Genomic DNA, 15,769 nt, shown 5'->3' with positions numbered 1-15,769 from the left:
CCCTCGTTCCCTCCACCCGCATAGCGGGTGGTTTTTTGTTTCGCGCGTTTCACGCACTCAACTGGCTAAAGCCATAACAAAATGGCCCCGCAACGCGGGACCTTTCCTATCAGCGGGCAGCTGATTATTTATGAAATTACTGTTCCAACAATTTAAGAAGAAAAGCAGCAGGCTCTTCTGTCAGCACCTATCCGGTTGTTAGAAGCCGGGCGGAACTACTGCTGCAATGCCGCCTTGCTTCTTACCCTTTGGCTCTTGGTAACTTTGCCGAAAGCGGAAGCTGCATTATTGCGGCTGCGCAGGCCTTCCATCATTTGCTTCTGAGCCATTACAATGTAGCCGTCCAGACGCTGGCTGAGCTCAACGACCGTATGGTCGCTCAGACTGCGCTCCTGCGCCACCTCCAGCAATTGACTTCTAAGGCTCTCTATAGTTAAAAATAACTCGTCTTCTCTGTAATCTCTTCTATGATCCTCGTGGGAAGCCTGGTATAAGTTCACGATCAGTCACCTGCTCTCTATCAACTTCTACCTTATCATAATTCATGATGCCAAAAAACATATTTTGAAAAAAAAGAAAAATATGTCGAACATATTACATTGGTAAATTTTCATTCATTCCTCTGAATAGACATTCCCGGAGGACTGTAACGCTGGCCAAGGACTCCCATGGCAAAAGTTATCCATTCCCGGGCGGCAAAGGACAAATACCGGTCTCTGCGCCAGATCATCCCCAGCTGCCAGGGAATAACAGGCTCTGTTAAAGGAATCACAGAAATTCTGGACCGGTCCATGTCACGGCAGATGGTCTCCGGCAGCAGTGCGATGCCCATCCCGGCAGCCACCATCCGGCTAATCAGGTCCCACTGTGAACTCTCATATACAACTCTGGGCTGAAATCCGGCTTTTACGCATTCTGTTATGATCCGGTCATGCAGGGCAAAATCCTCGCGAAACAGCACAAACTCCTCCTCCGCCAGTTCTTTCAGAGGAACACTGTCAGTACCGGTCAGCCGGTGTCCTATCGGCACTAGAAGCTCCAGTTTCTCCTCTACAAAAGTAAAGCAATGAAACTTTGCCGTATCCACGGGTAGCACAATCGCCCCGATATCAAGCAGCCCCGTTTCCACATCATCCTCCACTTTCTTGGCTCCGTCCTCATGCAGCCGGATGGTAACCTCGGGATACCGCCGGTGAAATTCTCCGATGACGGCCGGAAAGAAGCTGGCGCCCACCATGGGCGGCAGGCCGATGCGGATATGCCCGCGCTTTAGGTTGCGCAGGCTGTCCAGCTCGGAGGAGAGGCTGGCGAACGACTCCACTATATTTTGCGCCTTGGAGAGCAGAATCTCCCCTGCATCTGTCAGCCTTATGCTTTTGCCTTCACGGTAAAAGAGGTCCGCACCCAGCTCATTCTCGAGGTTGCGGATCATTTTGCTGATCGTGGGCTGTGAGATATAGAGCGACTCCGCCGCTCTGGAAAAGCTGTTCAACCTGGCCGCCTGGACAAAGTACTGTAATTGGCGGATATCCATCGCTTATCGCCTCCCATGCATAGACAAAAGGAATGTCATTTATTCGATCTATTCATTTTACCTATGAAAACAATTGATGTAAACTTTCATTATCATGAAAGGAGCGAAGCCTTATGAAAAAGTTATCCCTAGGCTTGCTGCAGGTAGCCGGACTTACAATATTCTCAATGCTTATCAATACATTGACTCCACTACTTCATATACCTATTCCCGGAAGCATTATCGGGATGATCCTCTTGTTCCTGCTGTTGGAATCTGGCGTCATCCGCCTGAACTGGGTGGAAGTCGGTGCCTCTTGGCTGCTTGCCGAGCTGCTGCTGTTCTTTATCCCTTCCGCTATCGGAGTGATGAAATATTCGAGTCTGCTTGAAGCAGACGGCCTTCAAGTGCTGGCGGTTGTGCTTGTCGGCACATTTGCGGTAATGGCCGGTTCGGGCCTGCTTACGGGAGCCATCTATAAAGTGAAGGAGCGTAAAAGCTGATGATTACAGGACTGCTGCTGCTAGGTCTCACCATTGCTGTGTATCTCATCTCCAAACGAATTTATGCCTCCAGCACCAAGATGTATGCTTCTCCGCTCATCATAACACCCTTGGCGATGATCCTCTTTCTGCTATTGATGGGCATCCCTTATGAATCTTACAATGCGGGAGGCAAATGGCTTACAGATCTGCTGCAGCCGGCGACCATCGCCTTTGCGATCCCACTCCATAAAAACTTCAAAGTACTCAAAAAACACGCCGCCGAAATTGCGGCGGGCGTGTTCTCGGGTACAGTAATTGCAGTGCTCTCCTCGATGCTGCTGGCAAAGTGGCTGCATTTAAGCGGGGAACTGGCGACCAGCCTGGTACCCCGTTCGGTGACGACACCGATTGCCATGAGCATCTCGCAAAGCATTGGCGGTGTCCCGAGCATTACGGCTGTTTTCGTAATTCTCACCGGCGTGCTGGGAACATTGATGGGGCCAACCGTACTCCGCCTCTTCCGCATTGACAACGAAATAGCGCGCGGTGTATCGCTGGGAACCGCCGCACACGGCACAGGGACATCCAAGGCCTTTGAGCTGAGCTCCCTGACCGGTACCATCTCCAGTATCTCGATGATTCTGACGGCGCTGTTCTCGATCGGACTTGCACCGGCACTTCTCGCGGTATTCCTCCACTAGGCCGACCCGGCTTGGGCCAAAGACCTGCCGATCATTTAACCGATCCGGCAGGTTTCTTTTTACTTAAAGCCAAAAGCGGCTATTCCTAAAGTTTCACCGGCAGGCCGCGCTGAGCCGACTCATAAGCCGCACAGGTTACTTTCAGCGTTTTGTAGCCGTCCTCATAATCGCTGAGAATCCGTGAGCGGTCTCCGGTCCGCACCGCATGCAGGAAAGCCTCGGTCTCCACTGCGTAAGGATTGCCTGCATTAACGAATTCCTTGCTGTCGCCGCTGCGCACCTCCAGCAGACGTTCCGGATTCCAGTCCAGCAGCCCGTTGTCATTGTAGAAGCTGAGTCCGACACGGCCAACCTCGCCGGGCAGCACACAGGTATTGGAAATGTTCGCAACCACGCCGCTTGCCAGCTTCAGCGACACTGTGCCCACATCAGCTACCGTTACATTCTCGTGCTGCTCATGCATGATCCGGTTCCCGAACATACCATATACTTCTGTCACCTCGCCGGCCAGATAACGCAGCAGATCGACGATATGGGTCGTCTGCTCCGTGAATTGTCCGCCGGATTGTTCCTGGTTGCGCCACCAGGCTACGCCGGGCATCCCTCCCATCCATTGTCCGACAATCATTCCTACCTTATCTCCACTCAGGGATTGTTTCAGCCGCGTTATGTTCTCCTGATAACGGAAATGATAGCCAACCGAGGTCAGCAAATTATGTTCTTTAATATCCTGCAGCAGACTTGCCGGAATTTCCGTGCTTGACCCCAGCGGTTTCTCGATAAAGAAAGGAATCTCTCTCTTAATCAGCGCCCGCTCTATCGCTCCATGCGATTGTGGAGGTACACAAATGTACACGGCATCCAGCTTATGGGCTTCCAGCATCTCTGTCATTTTACCATAACCCTCTGCTCCATACGGACGGGCCATATCTTCACCCTTCTGCTTGCTGCTGCCGCAGATGGCTTTCAGCGACACATCCTCCATGCCTGTGAGCAAATCGGCATGCACCTTGGAGAACCAGCCTGTTCCTACGATTCCGATATTAAGTGTCATTTAATTCCCTCCTGTAGCGCTCTAGTGAACAGCATCTTTTCATAGAAGTACAATTAGATTATAAGCGTTCAAGCCAGTACAAGGTAGTTTCTCCATTCCCCGGGGAGCAGCTGCTGGTATGGATATTGCAGGAACCGGTCATCTGCGAGCACAATGCTTCCGCTGTCATTCTCGCTGCGGATCAGCCTGCCCCCAGCCTGCAGCACCTTGCACATGCCGGGATAGACATAGGCGTAATCAAAACCGTTCTTTCCCCGGGACTGGAAATATTCACGCAGCAGATTACGCTCCAGCCCTACCTGCGGCAAGCCTACCCCTACAACCATCACACCGTTCAGGCGGTCACCGGGCAAATCCACACCTTCCGAGAATATCCCCCCCAGCACGGCGAAGCCCAGCAGTGTTTCAGGGTTATCCGGGCGAAAGGAGGAGAGGAATTGCTCCCGCTCGGGTTCACTCATACCGCTGCTCTGCACCAGCGTGGGAACCTCCGGATATTTGTCCGCGAATATCTCATAAACATTCTGCAAATAGACATACGAAGGAAAAAACACCAGATAGTTGCCTTTCCGGGAGACCAATCCTTTCAGCGCATCACTCAGTGGAAGCAGAGAATCGGCCCGGTCGCGATAACGGGTGGAGACTGGCAGCACAGACACCTGCCACTGCTCCTTATGAAAGGGAGAGGGCACACTCAGGCTGTAGTCTTCCTCGCCCGCGCCGATCATGTCCCTGTAGAAGGAAAGCGGCGACAGCGTAGCCGAGAAGAAGATCTGGCTGCGGTAGCTCTTTCCCATTTGCTGCAGCAAAAAGGAGGGGTCCAGATTGAACAGCTTCAGCACCACATCCCCGCGCTGGACTTCCGCATAGGTGACATACCGTTCATCATAGGTCTTGAACGTGCGCAGCATCCCCTGCACCGCATAATACGTATCCAAAAGCCCGCCTTCACCGTCTTCTTCTCCCTCCTGTGCAACCAGCGAAATAGGCGAAGGGCTGAGCAGCTCAAGCTCCGCTTCTGCGGCAAAACTCTCCAGCAGGGCAGGCAACTCCTCCGGATACATCGTCCATTCACCTGCCCCTTCTTCATTGCAGCGTTTGCGCAGGGCAATGAAAAAAGCATTTACCGCTTTGGCGGCAACGCCGAGTGAGCGGTTAACGGTCTTGTACTGGCGCTGCAGCGAGAGGAACGGAGCCTTCGCCAGACTGGCCGAGTACATCTCCCTCCCCCGGTCCACCAGATTATGGGCCTCATCCACCAGCAGCACCGTCTTCTTCTTCCGTTCCTCCGGCAGCCGCTTTAAGCTGATACGGGGATCATAAATATAATTGTAATCACATATAACGGCATCACAGGCATAGGCGGCATCCAGCGAAAATTCAAACGGGCAAACCTGATGTCTCTTGGCATACCTGGCAATCACGTCCTGTGTCATCAGCGTCTCATGCTCCAGCATGTCCAGCAGCGCGTTATTGATCCGGTCATAATATCCGTCGGCAAAGGGACAGAAGTCCTTAGTGCACAGCCCCTCATCACGAAAACAGGCTTTCTCCTTTGCCGTAAGCGTAATAGCATGCACATGAAGCCCGCCTTTCAGCAGCATGGCTATTGCCTCCTGCGCGGCGAACCGGTTAACCGTCTTAGCGGTCAAATAGAACAGCCCGGCTGCCTTGCCTTCTCCCAATGCTTTGAGCGCAGGAAAGAGGGTGGACATCGTTTTGCCGATACCGGTCGGGGCTTGGGCGAACAGATTAACGCCCTCCGTGACTGATTTATAGACCGCAGCCGCAAAATGCCGCTGTCCCTGCCGGTATTCGGCAAAGGGAAACGACAGCCCGCGGATGCTGGCTTCCTTCTGCGCCTCATGCCTGACCATCAGCTCAGCATAAGGGGCATATTTCGCTACCGTATCAACGGCAAAGGCAATCAGCTCTTCTTTGGACAACTGCCTGTAGAGGCTCCGCTGCTCTTCACCGCCCCGCCGGACATAGGTGAGCTTGACCTCAATAGAAGTAAGCTCCTGTGCTAGACATATCATATAGGCGTACATGTATGCCTGCGCCCAGTGCACCTCCCGGCCTTCGAAAGCAGGTTCGAGCGGACCGGCCGTTGATTTGATCTCTTCGACCGTCACACTTCCGTCCTCCCCGGTGAGCAGGCCGTCGCAGCGTCCGTCGATCCTAAATATAAGGCCTTCATGGGCAATTTCTGTCTTCAGGTAGACTTCTTTACGGTCTCCTTCCTTATACTGCTTCTGAATGTGCTGATGAATACGCGTACCCTCCACCATCGCTGCTCCACTGCGGAATCCCGGCTCCAGACTGCCGCTGCTAAAGACATATTCCACGAGGGATCTCACTGAAAGAACTATTTCCGCATATTCCATGTATGCCCACCCCCACTATTTCCCGAGCCCCTTTTTAGCATCGGTGGCCGTTTTCGTCCTTTTTCCATGATATAAACTGATCTGAGTGCTATAATCCCGGCTTCATTCCTGCGCATATCGCTTTACGCGGTTCATGGTGGTTATACGACGATTCTGATTTTTGACATTCCTCCACCAGCACTGCATAATAAGTTCTATTAATATGGAATTCTTTTGTCTATGCGCTGCGTCCTCCTAGCCGGGAAACGGCGTTTCATCTTGCAGAAAGAAGGCGAAGCTGTGTCATCCCTTACTATTAAACGATGGTTGGTTAAACCATTTGTATTCTTCTCGATCATCTTCATTCTCAAAAGCTGTCTGGCTTGGGGTGTAATCTTTGGAGATTTATTGCCCTGGAAAACAATATTAACCGAAATTCCTTTTGTTTGGGCGCTTTTTTGCCTTATTGAGCGTTTTGCCTCCAAACGGAAGCTTGGTTATTATATGACCGTCAATCTGCTCGTTACCGCGATCTTTTTCGCCGCTATTATGTACTTTAAATATTACGGAGTTATTGTCACTTACCATGCAGCAGAGCAGGTGAACCAAGTCACTGCTGTCCGCAACAGCGTATTTTCACTGATGGACCCTTACTATCTGCTGATATTTGCCGACATTATCATCCTGGGCATCTATTTCTTCTTTAATAAGAAGGGCCGGACGTATAAAAAGGATAATATTAACCGCTGTGACCACCGCCGCAACGGCAAGCTTTCCTTCAGCGTGCTGTTCGCCGTTTCCTTCGCACTCTGCTTGTTCAATATACTGCCCAATAAGGCCAGTATGAATGAGATCAAGAAAGCGCAGGAGATGGGTATCCTCAATTATGAGGCTTATACCATTTTTGCTCAAGATAAAACAGAGCTTGTGAACGCCAGTGAGATTACGCAGGATGCTATCAACAAGCTGAAGGGAATTGATCCCGCAGCTGTCTCCCCGCTTCAGGGTGCTGCCAAAGGCAAGAACCTGATCATCATTCAGCTCGAGTCCTTCCAGAGCTTTCTGATGGGACTAAAAGTGGACGGCCTAGAAATTACGCCGAACCTCAACCGTCTGATGGATGAAAGTCTTTATTTCCCTAACTTCTACCAGATGGTGGGGCAGGGAAATACCTCGGATGCGGAGTTCGTTGTTAACTCTTCTTACTATATTCCGCCGCAAGGTGCGGCTACGATGGCATATGTCGACAAGGATCTGCCAAGTCTGCCGAAATTGCTGCAGGCCAACGGGTATCAGACAGCCACCTTCCATACGAATGATGTGGAATTCTGGAACCGCGGCGAGCTCTACAGTTCACTGGGCTGGGAGCAATATTACGACCATAAGTTCTTCGGAGATGAAGATACCTTCTTCTTCGGTTCTTCCGATGAAGTGCTCTACCGCCGGTCTGCCGAGAAGCTGAAAGAAATGGATGACAGCAGCAAGCCGTTTTATGCTCAGGTCATTTCCATGTCAGCGCACCATCCGTTCACCATTCCGGCAGAGAAATATCAAATGAAATTGCCTGAGCGTTATGAGGGCACCTTTGTCGGAGACTATATCCGTTCGCAGAATTATGCCGACTATGCCTTCGGACAATTTGTTGAAGAGCTCAAAGCAAGTGGTGTCTGGAATAACAGTCTGATCATGGTCTACGGAGACCATATGGGACTGCCGATTTATTCACTGGACCATGATGACAAAGAACTGATGACTGAAATATACGGACATGAATATGAATATTCCGATATGCTCAATATTCCGCTAATTATTCATGCCGGAGACAGCCTCAAGCCACAAACTCTGGAACAAGTTGGCGGAGAAATTGATATTATGCCAACGGCTGCCAGCCTGCTGGGTGTCTCCATGGCTAACAATATCCACTTCGGCCAGGACTTGCTCAGCCAGACATACAATCTGCTGCCGCAGCGTTATTATTTGCCAACCGGCTCCTTCATTGCCAGCTCCGGGCTGTTGATTCCCGGGAACAGCTTTGAAGACAATACGCAATATAAACTGGCTGCCGGAGGGAAAACTCCTGACGGTACCGAAGATGAATATACCAATGCTTTGCGGTTGCGCCAGCTGTCAGACAGCTATGTGACCCAATTGCCGGATAAAAAGACCGCCGTAGAATAACATAGGCGGATTAAGCAGCAGTACAGAAAGAGCCGCGCTCCCATTTGGAGCGCGGCTCTTTCTGTATCCCTCAGGCCAATCCCGTTATCGTTCCTGCTTCTCAAGTATCCGGTAATAGTCCGCGAAGTTCTGCAATTCCTCCGGCTTCAGGATTGATAAATGTTCGGCAAGCAGCAGCAGCGAACGGTACTGCGCTTCCTCCAGCAGCTCCTGGCCCTTGGCTGTAAGAGTCACAATAACTGCTCTGCGGTCATTCTCATCCGGCTCGCGTGCGATAAGTCCCAGCGCTTCTAACCGGTCCAGCATGACTGTAACCGCACTGGACTTCACCTCAAGCTTATCGGCCAGTTGGATCACCCTTGCTTTTTTCTCCTGTGCGATCATCCGCAAAAGTCCGAATTGCGGCACAGTCAGACCGATTTCTTTATGCAATGACATCTGTGAAGTGATTTTACGCTGCACCCTCCACATAGACAATCCTACGGCTTCAATCAACGGATCGATTTGTTGCGGCATCCCTTTCAGCTCCCAGTCCGTTAGTCCTGCCTTAAGCGTAACACTTCGGCAGGTGATGATTCAATGCTTTTGTCTTTTTGGACATGATCAGAGTCATTGCAAAAGTGATTTTTTTAGGCAAAGTTTGCATTTTCCGACACAAAAATACTACATTCTAGATACTGCTCTAGGAGCCGCGATACGCTATAATCTTAGCAGTGAACAGTGATTCACTGAATATATTTAGTCAGGGCTGGTGGTACAAAACATGAAATTGGCAACAAAATTAACTTGGATGATGCTCATTGTGTTACTTCTTGTCGGATCATCCATCGGGTTCTTCGGATACCGCGCCGCTTACAGACAAGTGGATGAAGCTGCAGGTATCGAACTGGTAGGCTGTGCGAATATTACTACCGGCCTGGTAGATCCCGCTGACATATCGGCACTGGTGTCAGGTGACAGCAGTAAGGTGGCCGCTGTAGAAGACCGGATCAGCTGGATTATTAACCATAAACCGATTTTCAAGGAAGCCTTCATCCTATCCTTGGACGGTACTGTGCTTGCCGCAGACAAAAGCTTCAAAGAAAGAGGCTATAAGGCCGGCGACACTTTCTATTTTTCGGATAAAGATAAAGAAATGATTACTACCATGAAGCATTCCGCATACTCCAAAGTTTATACATATCAAGGCACCTCCCTCAAAACCGGGTACGGCCCCATTTATCAGGATCATGACCCCACGAAGCCCATTATCGCACTTATGGCCATCAATTTTGACGGCCCGCTGATTCAGACGCGTACGAGGGACATCATCGTTCAGCCTTTCATTATCGGCGCATCCATACTGGTAGTAGCTATTATTGCCGCGTATTTGGCCATCCGGCGCATGGTTAGACCGCTCACCAAACTATCCAGTTCAGTTAACAACGTGGCTAAGGGCGATTTGACCCGTGAACCGCTCCTGTTCAAGAGCAAGGATGAAATCGGCACCTTGGCCCGCGACTTTAACGAAATGACGTCGAGCCTGCGCTACCTCATCACCCAGGTCAATGATACCTCCATGCTGGTGGCCTCTTCTTCCCAGGAACTCTCAGCAAGCGCTCAGGAAACGAACCGGGCCGGAGAGCATAGTGTCAATGTCACCCTTGAGCTGGCGGATGGGGCCCATACGCAGCTGGACAATTTGGAAGGAAGCTATAAAGCTGTACAGGATATGTCCCGGTTTATTACCGACATTGCCGACAATGCGGACAGCGCCATGAACAATGCGGCCAGCAATGCACTGAGAGCCCGGACAGGACGGGAAGCGATGGATTCCACCACCTCGCAAATGCAGGTGGTCAGCGGCAGCATTACCGATTTATCCGCTATTATCGAGACACTGGGCAGTCATTCCAAGGAAATTGAGAACATTGTCGGTACGATTGCCAGCATTGCCGAAGAAACCAACCTGTTGTCGTTGAATGCGGCGATAGAAGCGGCCCGTGCCGGTGAAGAAGGCCGAGGCTTTGCTGTTGTTGCAGGCTCTGTTCGTAAGCTTGCTGAACGCTCAGCTAAATCAGCAGGTCAAATTGGCGATTTGGTCAATCTCATTGTAAATCAGATGGACAAGGCCGGAGAAACCATGAAACGTTCCACGGATGAAATGCAGCAGGGCAGAGAAATGATCCTGTCTGCCGGGCAATCCTTCTCCGAGATAGAAGTTTCTGTCTCCGATATGTCTTCACAAAGCCAGCAGATTTCGGCGACCGTCCGTGAACTGGCACTGATCTCCGACGGACTCGTGACAACGATTCAGAATATTGTCGCAGTATCGAACCAGACTGCCGAAGGCGCCGAGACCTTATCCGCTTCCTCCCAGGAGCAGCTTGCAGCTATGCAAGAGGTTGAATCCTCCGCTGCGTTCCTTTCTTCACTTGCTGAGAAGCTGCAGGTGCTGGTGGAGAGCTTTAAAATCTAATTCTAATAAAGCAGCAAGTCTCAACAAGACTTCGCTGCTTTTTTAATGCTACAGACTTAACAAGTGCTAAATTCTTATCTTTGAACAAGAGGCTGGCCATCCTGTTTCTCAGTGATGACCAGCCTCTTGTATAGTACATTGAGTTATATAAACGTATGTAGCGTCTAGGCTGTATTTTCTATAAACCATTGACCCAGTTCATGAACCGGCATCGGACGGCCGTAATAGAAACCCTGCATTACCCGACAGCCGAGGGATTGCAGCAGTTCTATCTGTTCGGTGGTTTCTACACCTTCGGCCACAACCTCCATATTGAGGTTACTGGCAATCGCAATAATATTGCTGATAATCGCTTTTTTCGAATGCATTTTACTTTTGCGGATAAAGACCTGATCAATCTTAAGCGTATTGACCGGAATCTCATCCAGATTACCGAGTGAAGAGAACCCTGTACCGAAATCATCGAGCGATACACGCACCCCGAGATTCCGCAGCTTGGAGAGCTGTGCTACCGTCTCCTCCATATTGTTCATTGCAATGGATTCCGTGATCTCCAGTTCGAGAAAATGCGGCTCCAGACCAGAGCGTGTAAGCGCCTCCTCCACCACATCATACAGGCCTCCGCCTTCAAACATCCGGGCCGACATATTGATGGATACAGGAACATTCGCTACCTCAGCCCTGTGCCACAGCATATTCTGGCCGCATACATCATGCAGCATCCAGTACGTAATCGGCACGATAAGGCCCGTCTCTTCGGCAATCGGTATAAACTCTGCCGGAGAGACGATCCCATGCTCCGGATGCCTCCAGCGCAGCAGCGCCTCCAGTCCAACAGTGACGTTCATAAATGAATCCCACTTCGGCTGATAAACTACCATAAATTCAGAGCGGGCCAGCGCCTTGCGCAGATCCTTCTCCAGTGACATCCGCCGCAGCTGGTGGCGGTTCATCTCCTGATCGAACACACTGAATTTATTTTTGCCGGAGTCCTTGGAGGTGTACAGCGCGGTATCCGCGGCTTTCATCAGCGCAGAGCGGTCCGTGCCATGCACGGGAGCCAGGCTGATTCCGACACTCGCTGTTACATACAGCTCATTGCCCTTAATGCTGTAGGATTTCTTAACCTCCCGCAATACATGCTCTGCCATGTCCTGAGCATTCTCTAATGTACAATCCGGCAGCGCAATCAGAAATTCATCGCCGCCCATCCGAAAGACCTTGCCTTGGCAGCCTACACAATACATCAACCTGTCTGCAACCTCCTGCAGCAGTTCATCGCCGATGTCATGTCCCAGCGTGTCGTTAATCGACTTGAACCGGTCCAGATCGACAAAAAACACCGCACCCGTGTTCACCCCAAAGAACTCCTCGAGAAAGTAACGCTCCAGCCCATGCCGGTTCGGCAGCTCGGTCAAAGGGTCATGATAGGCCATCTTTTCCAGAACATGCCGGTCCAGAAACACGGCGCCTCCAGAAATAGCGAGCATAAACAGAGTTACCAGCGATACCCCTGTCAACAGAATGAAATCCGTCTCCATCAGAAAGGGCTTAGTCCCAAGCCAACTGTTGAGCTCGAAGCGGCTTGTACTCAGGCTGATATAATGCATTCCGGTTACCGCAAACCCGATGAACAGCGAGGAGCAGAGCTTCCTGGCACTGAAGCCTGTGTAATCCTTAAACTTGCGAAACAGAAATACAGCGATGTAAGAGGCCAGAAGAGCAATCATCATAGATATGCCCTGAGCCATTGGCTCATAGTGAAGTCTGCCGTCCATCTCCATAGAGGACATCCCGATGTAATGCATGGCAGAAATTCCACCGCCCAGAATGAAGCCGGAGGCCAGCAGCCTGAGCAGCCGCTGGCGGGATGCTACCGCAATCCCCAGGGCCAGAAAACTGGAAAGGATGCTGATCAGCAGGGACAACACCGCTCTGCCCGGATGATAACCGACTTCAAACGGCAGGCGGCTGGCCATAATGCCGACAAAATGCATCGCCCAGATTCCGCTGCCCAGCACACATGCCCCCGACAGCAGCCACAAACGCCGGATCTTGCCCGTAGAATGGGAAACCTGTGAAATCAGATTAAGCGCTGAATAGGCCGCGGTTGCCGCCAGCGCGAAAGATAGCAAAACAATCCAAATGTTATAGTGGATTCCCATTTGATCCATAGTTGACCTCTTCACCGGTTATATTATCATTATCGCTGCATGTATTCTCAAGTATAAAATCAATATACGAGTATCAGATAAACGGAAGAGTGTGTAAAGATTATAGGTGATCCCTGAGAACTAACTTCAGCTGTATTCTACCTTTTATTTGGAAATCTGTCTAAGTAAATACTGGAACTTGAACCCCTTTTTTGAGGATGGCAAAAAATGTCCATATTTGCCTGCTGCCTCAAGCGCCGAGAGTTGGGAGCTTCCCGTTTCGCGGAGCGGCTTGGGGGAAGGAAATATGCCAAACCCACCAATTGAGAGCTGCCAAAATTACCAAATAGATGTAAATTCCCGGGAAGAACAAGGTGAACACATAATGAACCCCGGCAAATCCCATTAATATAAACAGTAAGGCAAAGGAAATCCCTTTGTAATCACTCTGCTTGGCAGCTTCATATTTCTCAGAGAAGGGCAGCGCCTGCGGCATCATGCGATGGCAGATGACGGTATACAGCAGCGAGGCCAGCAGCACAGCGAACAAATCTACAATGATCTGGCCTCCGAACAGCCAGACGAATACCGCTCCTTCCAAGACAAACAATGGCAGCAGCAGCCGCAGCAGCACCGCCTTAAGCATCCCGCGGTACACCGCGGCCGTCTCGGGCAGTGGAATAGCTTTATAAATCCATGCGCCCTTATAGCTGGCCGAATAACGCAGCATTTGCACAGCAGTCAGCACCAGCATTGCGCTGAGATAAACAAACAGGTAAGCTTTGGAGCCTCTGACCGCCTCCATGTCTCCGCTCCACACCTGGTTGAATATAAAGATAAAGGGCAAGACCAGCGACAATCCTATGGACGGGTATACCTTCAGCTTGAAATCCCGTTCGTTTTTCATCATGGACCAGGTAAACCGGAAGAACATCCCCTCTTCCTTGTTCCGGCATACAATCGCAGACAGCCGCCGGGACAAGCGTCCATTATCTTTGCCCGCAGCGCCCTGCTCCGCCAGCTTCTGCAGACTCCGTTCGAATGTCGGCATCAGCTTGATGTATGCCGCAAGCAGTATCAGCGGCACCACAAGGCCAAGCAGGGCCAGCTCCACAAGATGGGCACTCTTTTTCCCGGCAATCAGCAGCTCAAACGGAGCAGAGAACCAGATCGGGGCGAACAGAAAATTCCACCAGGCCGCTTTAAAAGTAACACCCAGCTCAGTGATGTTGAACAAGCGGGAAATCAGCTGGGCGCCCACCGTAACTCCAATGGATAAAATGATCTGGACATAGTTGATGATGTCCTTGAGCTTTTCCCCGTCAAAGACCCTTAGGATCAATAAATAGAGCAACGCGGTAAATACAAGGATAAAGCAGTCCATCAGAATGACCGCAGCAGCGTACAGCAGGAAGAAAGGCACTCCCTGGATAAATATCGAAGCGATCAGTGACGGTCCCGTAAACGTCAGCGTGACTGTCAGCAAATAAATGAGAATATGCAGGCTCTTCGCCATGCTCAAGGTCCGGCGGTTCACCGGCTTGGAGAACAAAATATTCTTGTCCCGCAGATCCAGCATGACCGAGGAGAAGTCGGAGATCAGTGTTGTCATAATCATGAACATAACCACACTAAACAGCATACTCATCATCAGGATATAATTTCCCTTGGGAATAACGATGAAAATCATCATCAAACCGATCAGTAAATAAAACCACTGCACCCGGAACGGCGAACCCTCGGTCTCCTGCTTATTGTTCTGTGATCCCGCAAATACCGTCGGCGTCCGCCTTCCGTCCATGGTCAGCTTTACTTGAAGAATGTTGCGCAGCATACCATAATCGACACCGATTCTCTTGAAGCCTCCCTGCAGCCGGTCAAGCAGCTTCAATACAAAGAAATCATTCATGCGGAGCACCCTCAGCAATGACCGCTACAAATTCACCGGCGATATCCCGGTACTGGTCAAATCCGGTCAGCTGATTGAAGATCTCCTCCAGCGAGCCTTCCCTGTTCTGCTCCTTCAACTGCGAGAAGCTGCCGTCTGCTACGATATCTCCTCCGTCGATCAGGATGATCCGGCTGCTGATCTTCTCTACCACATCCATAATGTGCGAGGAATAGAAGATAGTCTTGCCCCGTGCCGCGAGTGAGGCGAAGATTTCTTTAACGATCATTACACTGTTGGCATCCAGCCCGCTGAGCGGTTCATCAAGAAATAAGATGTCGGGATCATGCAGCATGCTGGAAATCAGCAGCACCTTTTGCTTCATCCCTTTGGAGTAGGAGGCGATACGCATGTCGTAGGCCCTCTCCAGGTTTAAAAGACCCATCAGCCTTTCCGCCTTCTCATCGGCATCCTTTTGCTTCATGCCGTACAGTTCGCCGATGAATGTCAGATACTCCCTCGCGGTCAGGCTGTCATACAGCTCTGCAACCTCAGGCACATAGCCGATCCGCCTTTTGTAGGCAGTATCTCCGTCAGCGATGTCTCTGCCAAAAATTTTCACCGTACCGTTGTAACCCTCTACCAATCCGAGCATGATCTTGACCGTGGTGCTCTTGCCCGCCCCGTTGGGTCCGATATAGCCAATGATTTGCCCCCGGTGAACCTCCAGATCGATTCCCCGCAGCACCATTCTGTCACTGTAATTCATCCATAAGCCAGATATTGAGATGACCGGCTCTTCCAATAGCCCCATTGTTAATCTCCTTTCGAATCGGCTTTCTTTTAAATCATCAAGACAAACTTTCAATACTATTCCTATTCTATCAAATTTTACAACGTTCCTCATGTGAGTAATCGCAACAAGTAACCCGTAAACTTATACATTCACAAGAAAACTGGGGGGATATTAGGA

The 15,769-nt window shown here is 50.7% G+C and carries 12 protein-coding genes; 4 read left to right on the top strand and 8 right to left on the bottom strand.

The window, feature by feature from the left end; translation table 11 throughout:
- Positions 1-215: 215 nt before the first annotated feature.
- Both AC3WT9_RS23280 and cidR read right to left on the bottom strand, forming a co-directional pair.
- The gene (locus tag AC3WT9_RS23280; protein ID WP_076109704.1) at positions 216-500 is read right to left on the bottom strand and encodes an aspartyl-phosphate phosphatase Spo0E family protein; all 285 of its coding nucleotides are present in this window, start codon (positions 498-500) and stop codon (positions 216-218) included.
- A gap of 110 nt (positions 501-610) precedes the next feature.
- Entirely contained in the window at positions 611-1,534 is a 924-nt protein-coding gene (gene cidR, locus AC3WT9_RS23275; RefSeq protein ID WP_038597594.1) for a cidABC operon transcriptional activator CidR, read from the bottom strand.
- Between the two features lie 113 nt (positions 1,535-1,647).
- Between cidR and AC3WT9_RS23270 the strand changes: the two genes are divergently transcribed.
- Positions 1,648-2,016, top strand: coding sequence for a CidA/LrgA family protein (locus tag AC3WT9_RS23270; protein WP_038597597.1), 369 nt, complete (start codon positions 1,648-1,650; stop codon positions 2,014-2,016).
- Positions 2,016-2,699, top strand: coding sequence for a CidB/LrgB family autolysis modulator (locus tag AC3WT9_RS23265; RefSeq protein WP_379145741.1), 684 nt, complete (start codon positions 2,016-2,018; stop codon positions 2,697-2,699). Before AC3WT9_RS23270 ends, AC3WT9_RS23265 begins: the two co-directional genes overlap by 1 nt.
- 85 nt (positions 2,700-2,784) lie before the next feature.
- Here the strand turns inward: AC3WT9_RS23265 and AC3WT9_RS23260 are convergent, their stop codons facing one another.
- Together AC3WT9_RS23260 and AC3WT9_RS23255 are read right to left on the bottom strand one after the other, a co-directional pair.
- Positions 2,785-3,753, bottom strand: a complete 969-nt coding sequence (locus tag AC3WT9_RS23260; protein WP_341380048.1) for a Gfo/Idh/MocA family protein — start codon at positions 3,751-3,753, stop codon at positions 2,785-2,787.
- Between the two features lie 68 nt (positions 3,754-3,821).
- Positions 3,822-6,140: a helicase C-terminal domain-containing protein gene (locus AC3WT9_RS23255; protein ID WP_341096941.1), complete on the bottom strand. Its 2,319-nt coding sequence runs from the start codon at positions 6,138-6,140 to the stop codon at positions 3,822-3,824.
- Positions 6,141-6,359: 219 nt separating this feature from the next.
- Between AC3WT9_RS23255 and AC3WT9_RS23250 the strand changes: the two genes are divergently transcribed.
- Positions 6,360-8,297 carry an LTA synthase family protein gene (locus AC3WT9_RS23250; RefSeq protein WP_341096943.1) on the top strand — a complete coding sequence of 646 codons (1,938 nt, stop codon included), beginning with the start codon at positions 6,360-6,362 and terminating at the stop codon, positions 8,295-8,297.
- An 84-nt stretch (positions 8,298-8,381) separates the two neighbouring features.
- Here the strand turns inward: AC3WT9_RS23250 and AC3WT9_RS23245 are convergent, their stop codons facing one another.
- On the bottom strand, positions 8,382-8,813 hold the full coding sequence (locus tag AC3WT9_RS23245) for a MarR family winged helix-turn-helix transcriptional regulator (RefSeq protein ID WP_341096947.1): 432 nt from the start codon (positions 8,811-8,813) through the stop codon (positions 8,382-8,384).
- 247 nt (positions 8,814-9,060) lie between these two features.
- On the opposite strand from AC3WT9_RS23245, the gene AC3WT9_RS23240 reads away from it, so the two are divergent.
- The gene (locus AC3WT9_RS23240; RefSeq protein WP_341096949.1) at positions 9,061-10,755 is read left to right on the top strand and encodes a methyl-accepting chemotaxis protein; all 1,695 of its coding nucleotides are present in this window, start codon (positions 9,061-9,063) and stop codon (positions 10,753-10,755) included.
- 164 nt (positions 10,756-10,919) lie between these two features.
- On the opposite strand, the gene AC3WT9_RS23235 is transcribed toward AC3WT9_RS23240, so the two are convergent.
- From AC3WT9_RS23235 to AC3WT9_RS23225, 3 genes are all read right to left on the bottom strand, one after another.
- Positions 10,920-12,929, bottom strand: a complete 2,010-nt coding sequence (locus AC3WT9_RS23235) for a putative bifunctional diguanylate cyclase/phosphodiesterase (RefSeq protein ID WP_341096951.1) — start codon at positions 12,927-12,929, stop codon at positions 10,920-10,922.
- A 229-nt stretch (positions 12,930-13,158) separates the two neighbouring features.
- Positions 13,159-14,817, bottom strand: coding sequence for an ABC-2 family transporter permease (locus AC3WT9_RS23230; RefSeq protein ID WP_341096953.1), 1,659 nt, complete (start codon positions 14,815-14,817; stop codon positions 13,159-13,161).
- Complete coding sequence (locus AC3WT9_RS23225) at positions 14,810-15,610, bottom strand: ABC transporter ATP-binding protein (RefSeq protein ID WP_038597612.1); 801 nt, start codon at positions 15,608-15,610, stop codon at positions 14,810-14,812. Before AC3WT9_RS23225 ends, AC3WT9_RS23230 begins: the two co-directional genes overlap by 8 nt.
- Positions 15,611-15,769 lie beyond the last annotated feature (159 nt).

The sequence above is a fragment of the Paenibacillus sp. EB106-06-01-XG199 genome (assembly GCF_058791575.1).
This window is presented reverse-complemented; position numbering and strand designations above follow the sequence as displayed.

Bases quoted from the DNA above. Each gene is read 5' to 3' on its own strand.
- AC3WT9_RS23240 (WP_341096949.1), top strand. From the start codon at position 9,061: ATGAAATTGGCAACAAAATTAACTTGGATGATGCTCATTGTGTTACTT.
- AC3WT9_RS23245 (WP_341096947.1), bottom strand. From the start codon at position 8,813: ATGCCGCAACAAATCGATCCGTTGATTGAAGCCGTAGGATTGTCTATG.
- AC3WT9_RS23270 (WP_038597597.1), top strand. From the start codon at position 1,648: ATGAAAAAGTTATCCCTAGGCTTGCTGCAGGTAGCCGGACTTACAATA.
- cidR (WP_038597594.1), bottom strand. From the start codon at position 1,534: ATGGATATCCGCCAATTACAGTACTTTGTCCAGGCGGCCAGGTTGAAC.
- AC3WT9_RS23235 (WP_341096951.1), bottom strand. From the start codon at position 12,929: ATGGATCAAATGGGAATCCACTATAACATTTGGATTGTTTTGCTATCT.
- AC3WT9_RS23255 (WP_341096941.1), bottom strand. From the start codon at position 6,140: ATGGAATATGCGGAAATAGTTCTTTCAGTGAGATCCCTCGTGGAATAT.
- AC3WT9_RS23260 (WP_341380048.1), bottom strand. From the start codon at position 3,753: ATGACACTTAATATCGGAATCGTAGGAACAGGCTGGTTCTCCAAGGTG.
- AC3WT9_RS23250 (WP_341096943.1), top strand. From the start codon at position 6,360: ATGCGCTGCGTCCTCCTAGCCGGGAAACGGCGTTTCATCTTGCAGAAA.
- AC3WT9_RS23230 (WP_341096953.1), bottom strand. From the start codon at position 14,817: ATGAATGATTTCTTTGTATTGAAGCTGCTTGACCGGCTGCAGGGAGGC.
- AC3WT9_RS23225 (WP_038597612.1), bottom strand. From the start codon at position 15,610: ATGGGGCTATTGGAAGAGCCGGTCATCTCAATATCTGGCTTATGGATG.
- AC3WT9_RS23265 (WP_379145741.1), top strand. From the start codon at position 2,016: ATGATTACAGGACTGCTGCTGCTAGGTCTCACCATTGCTGTGTATCTC.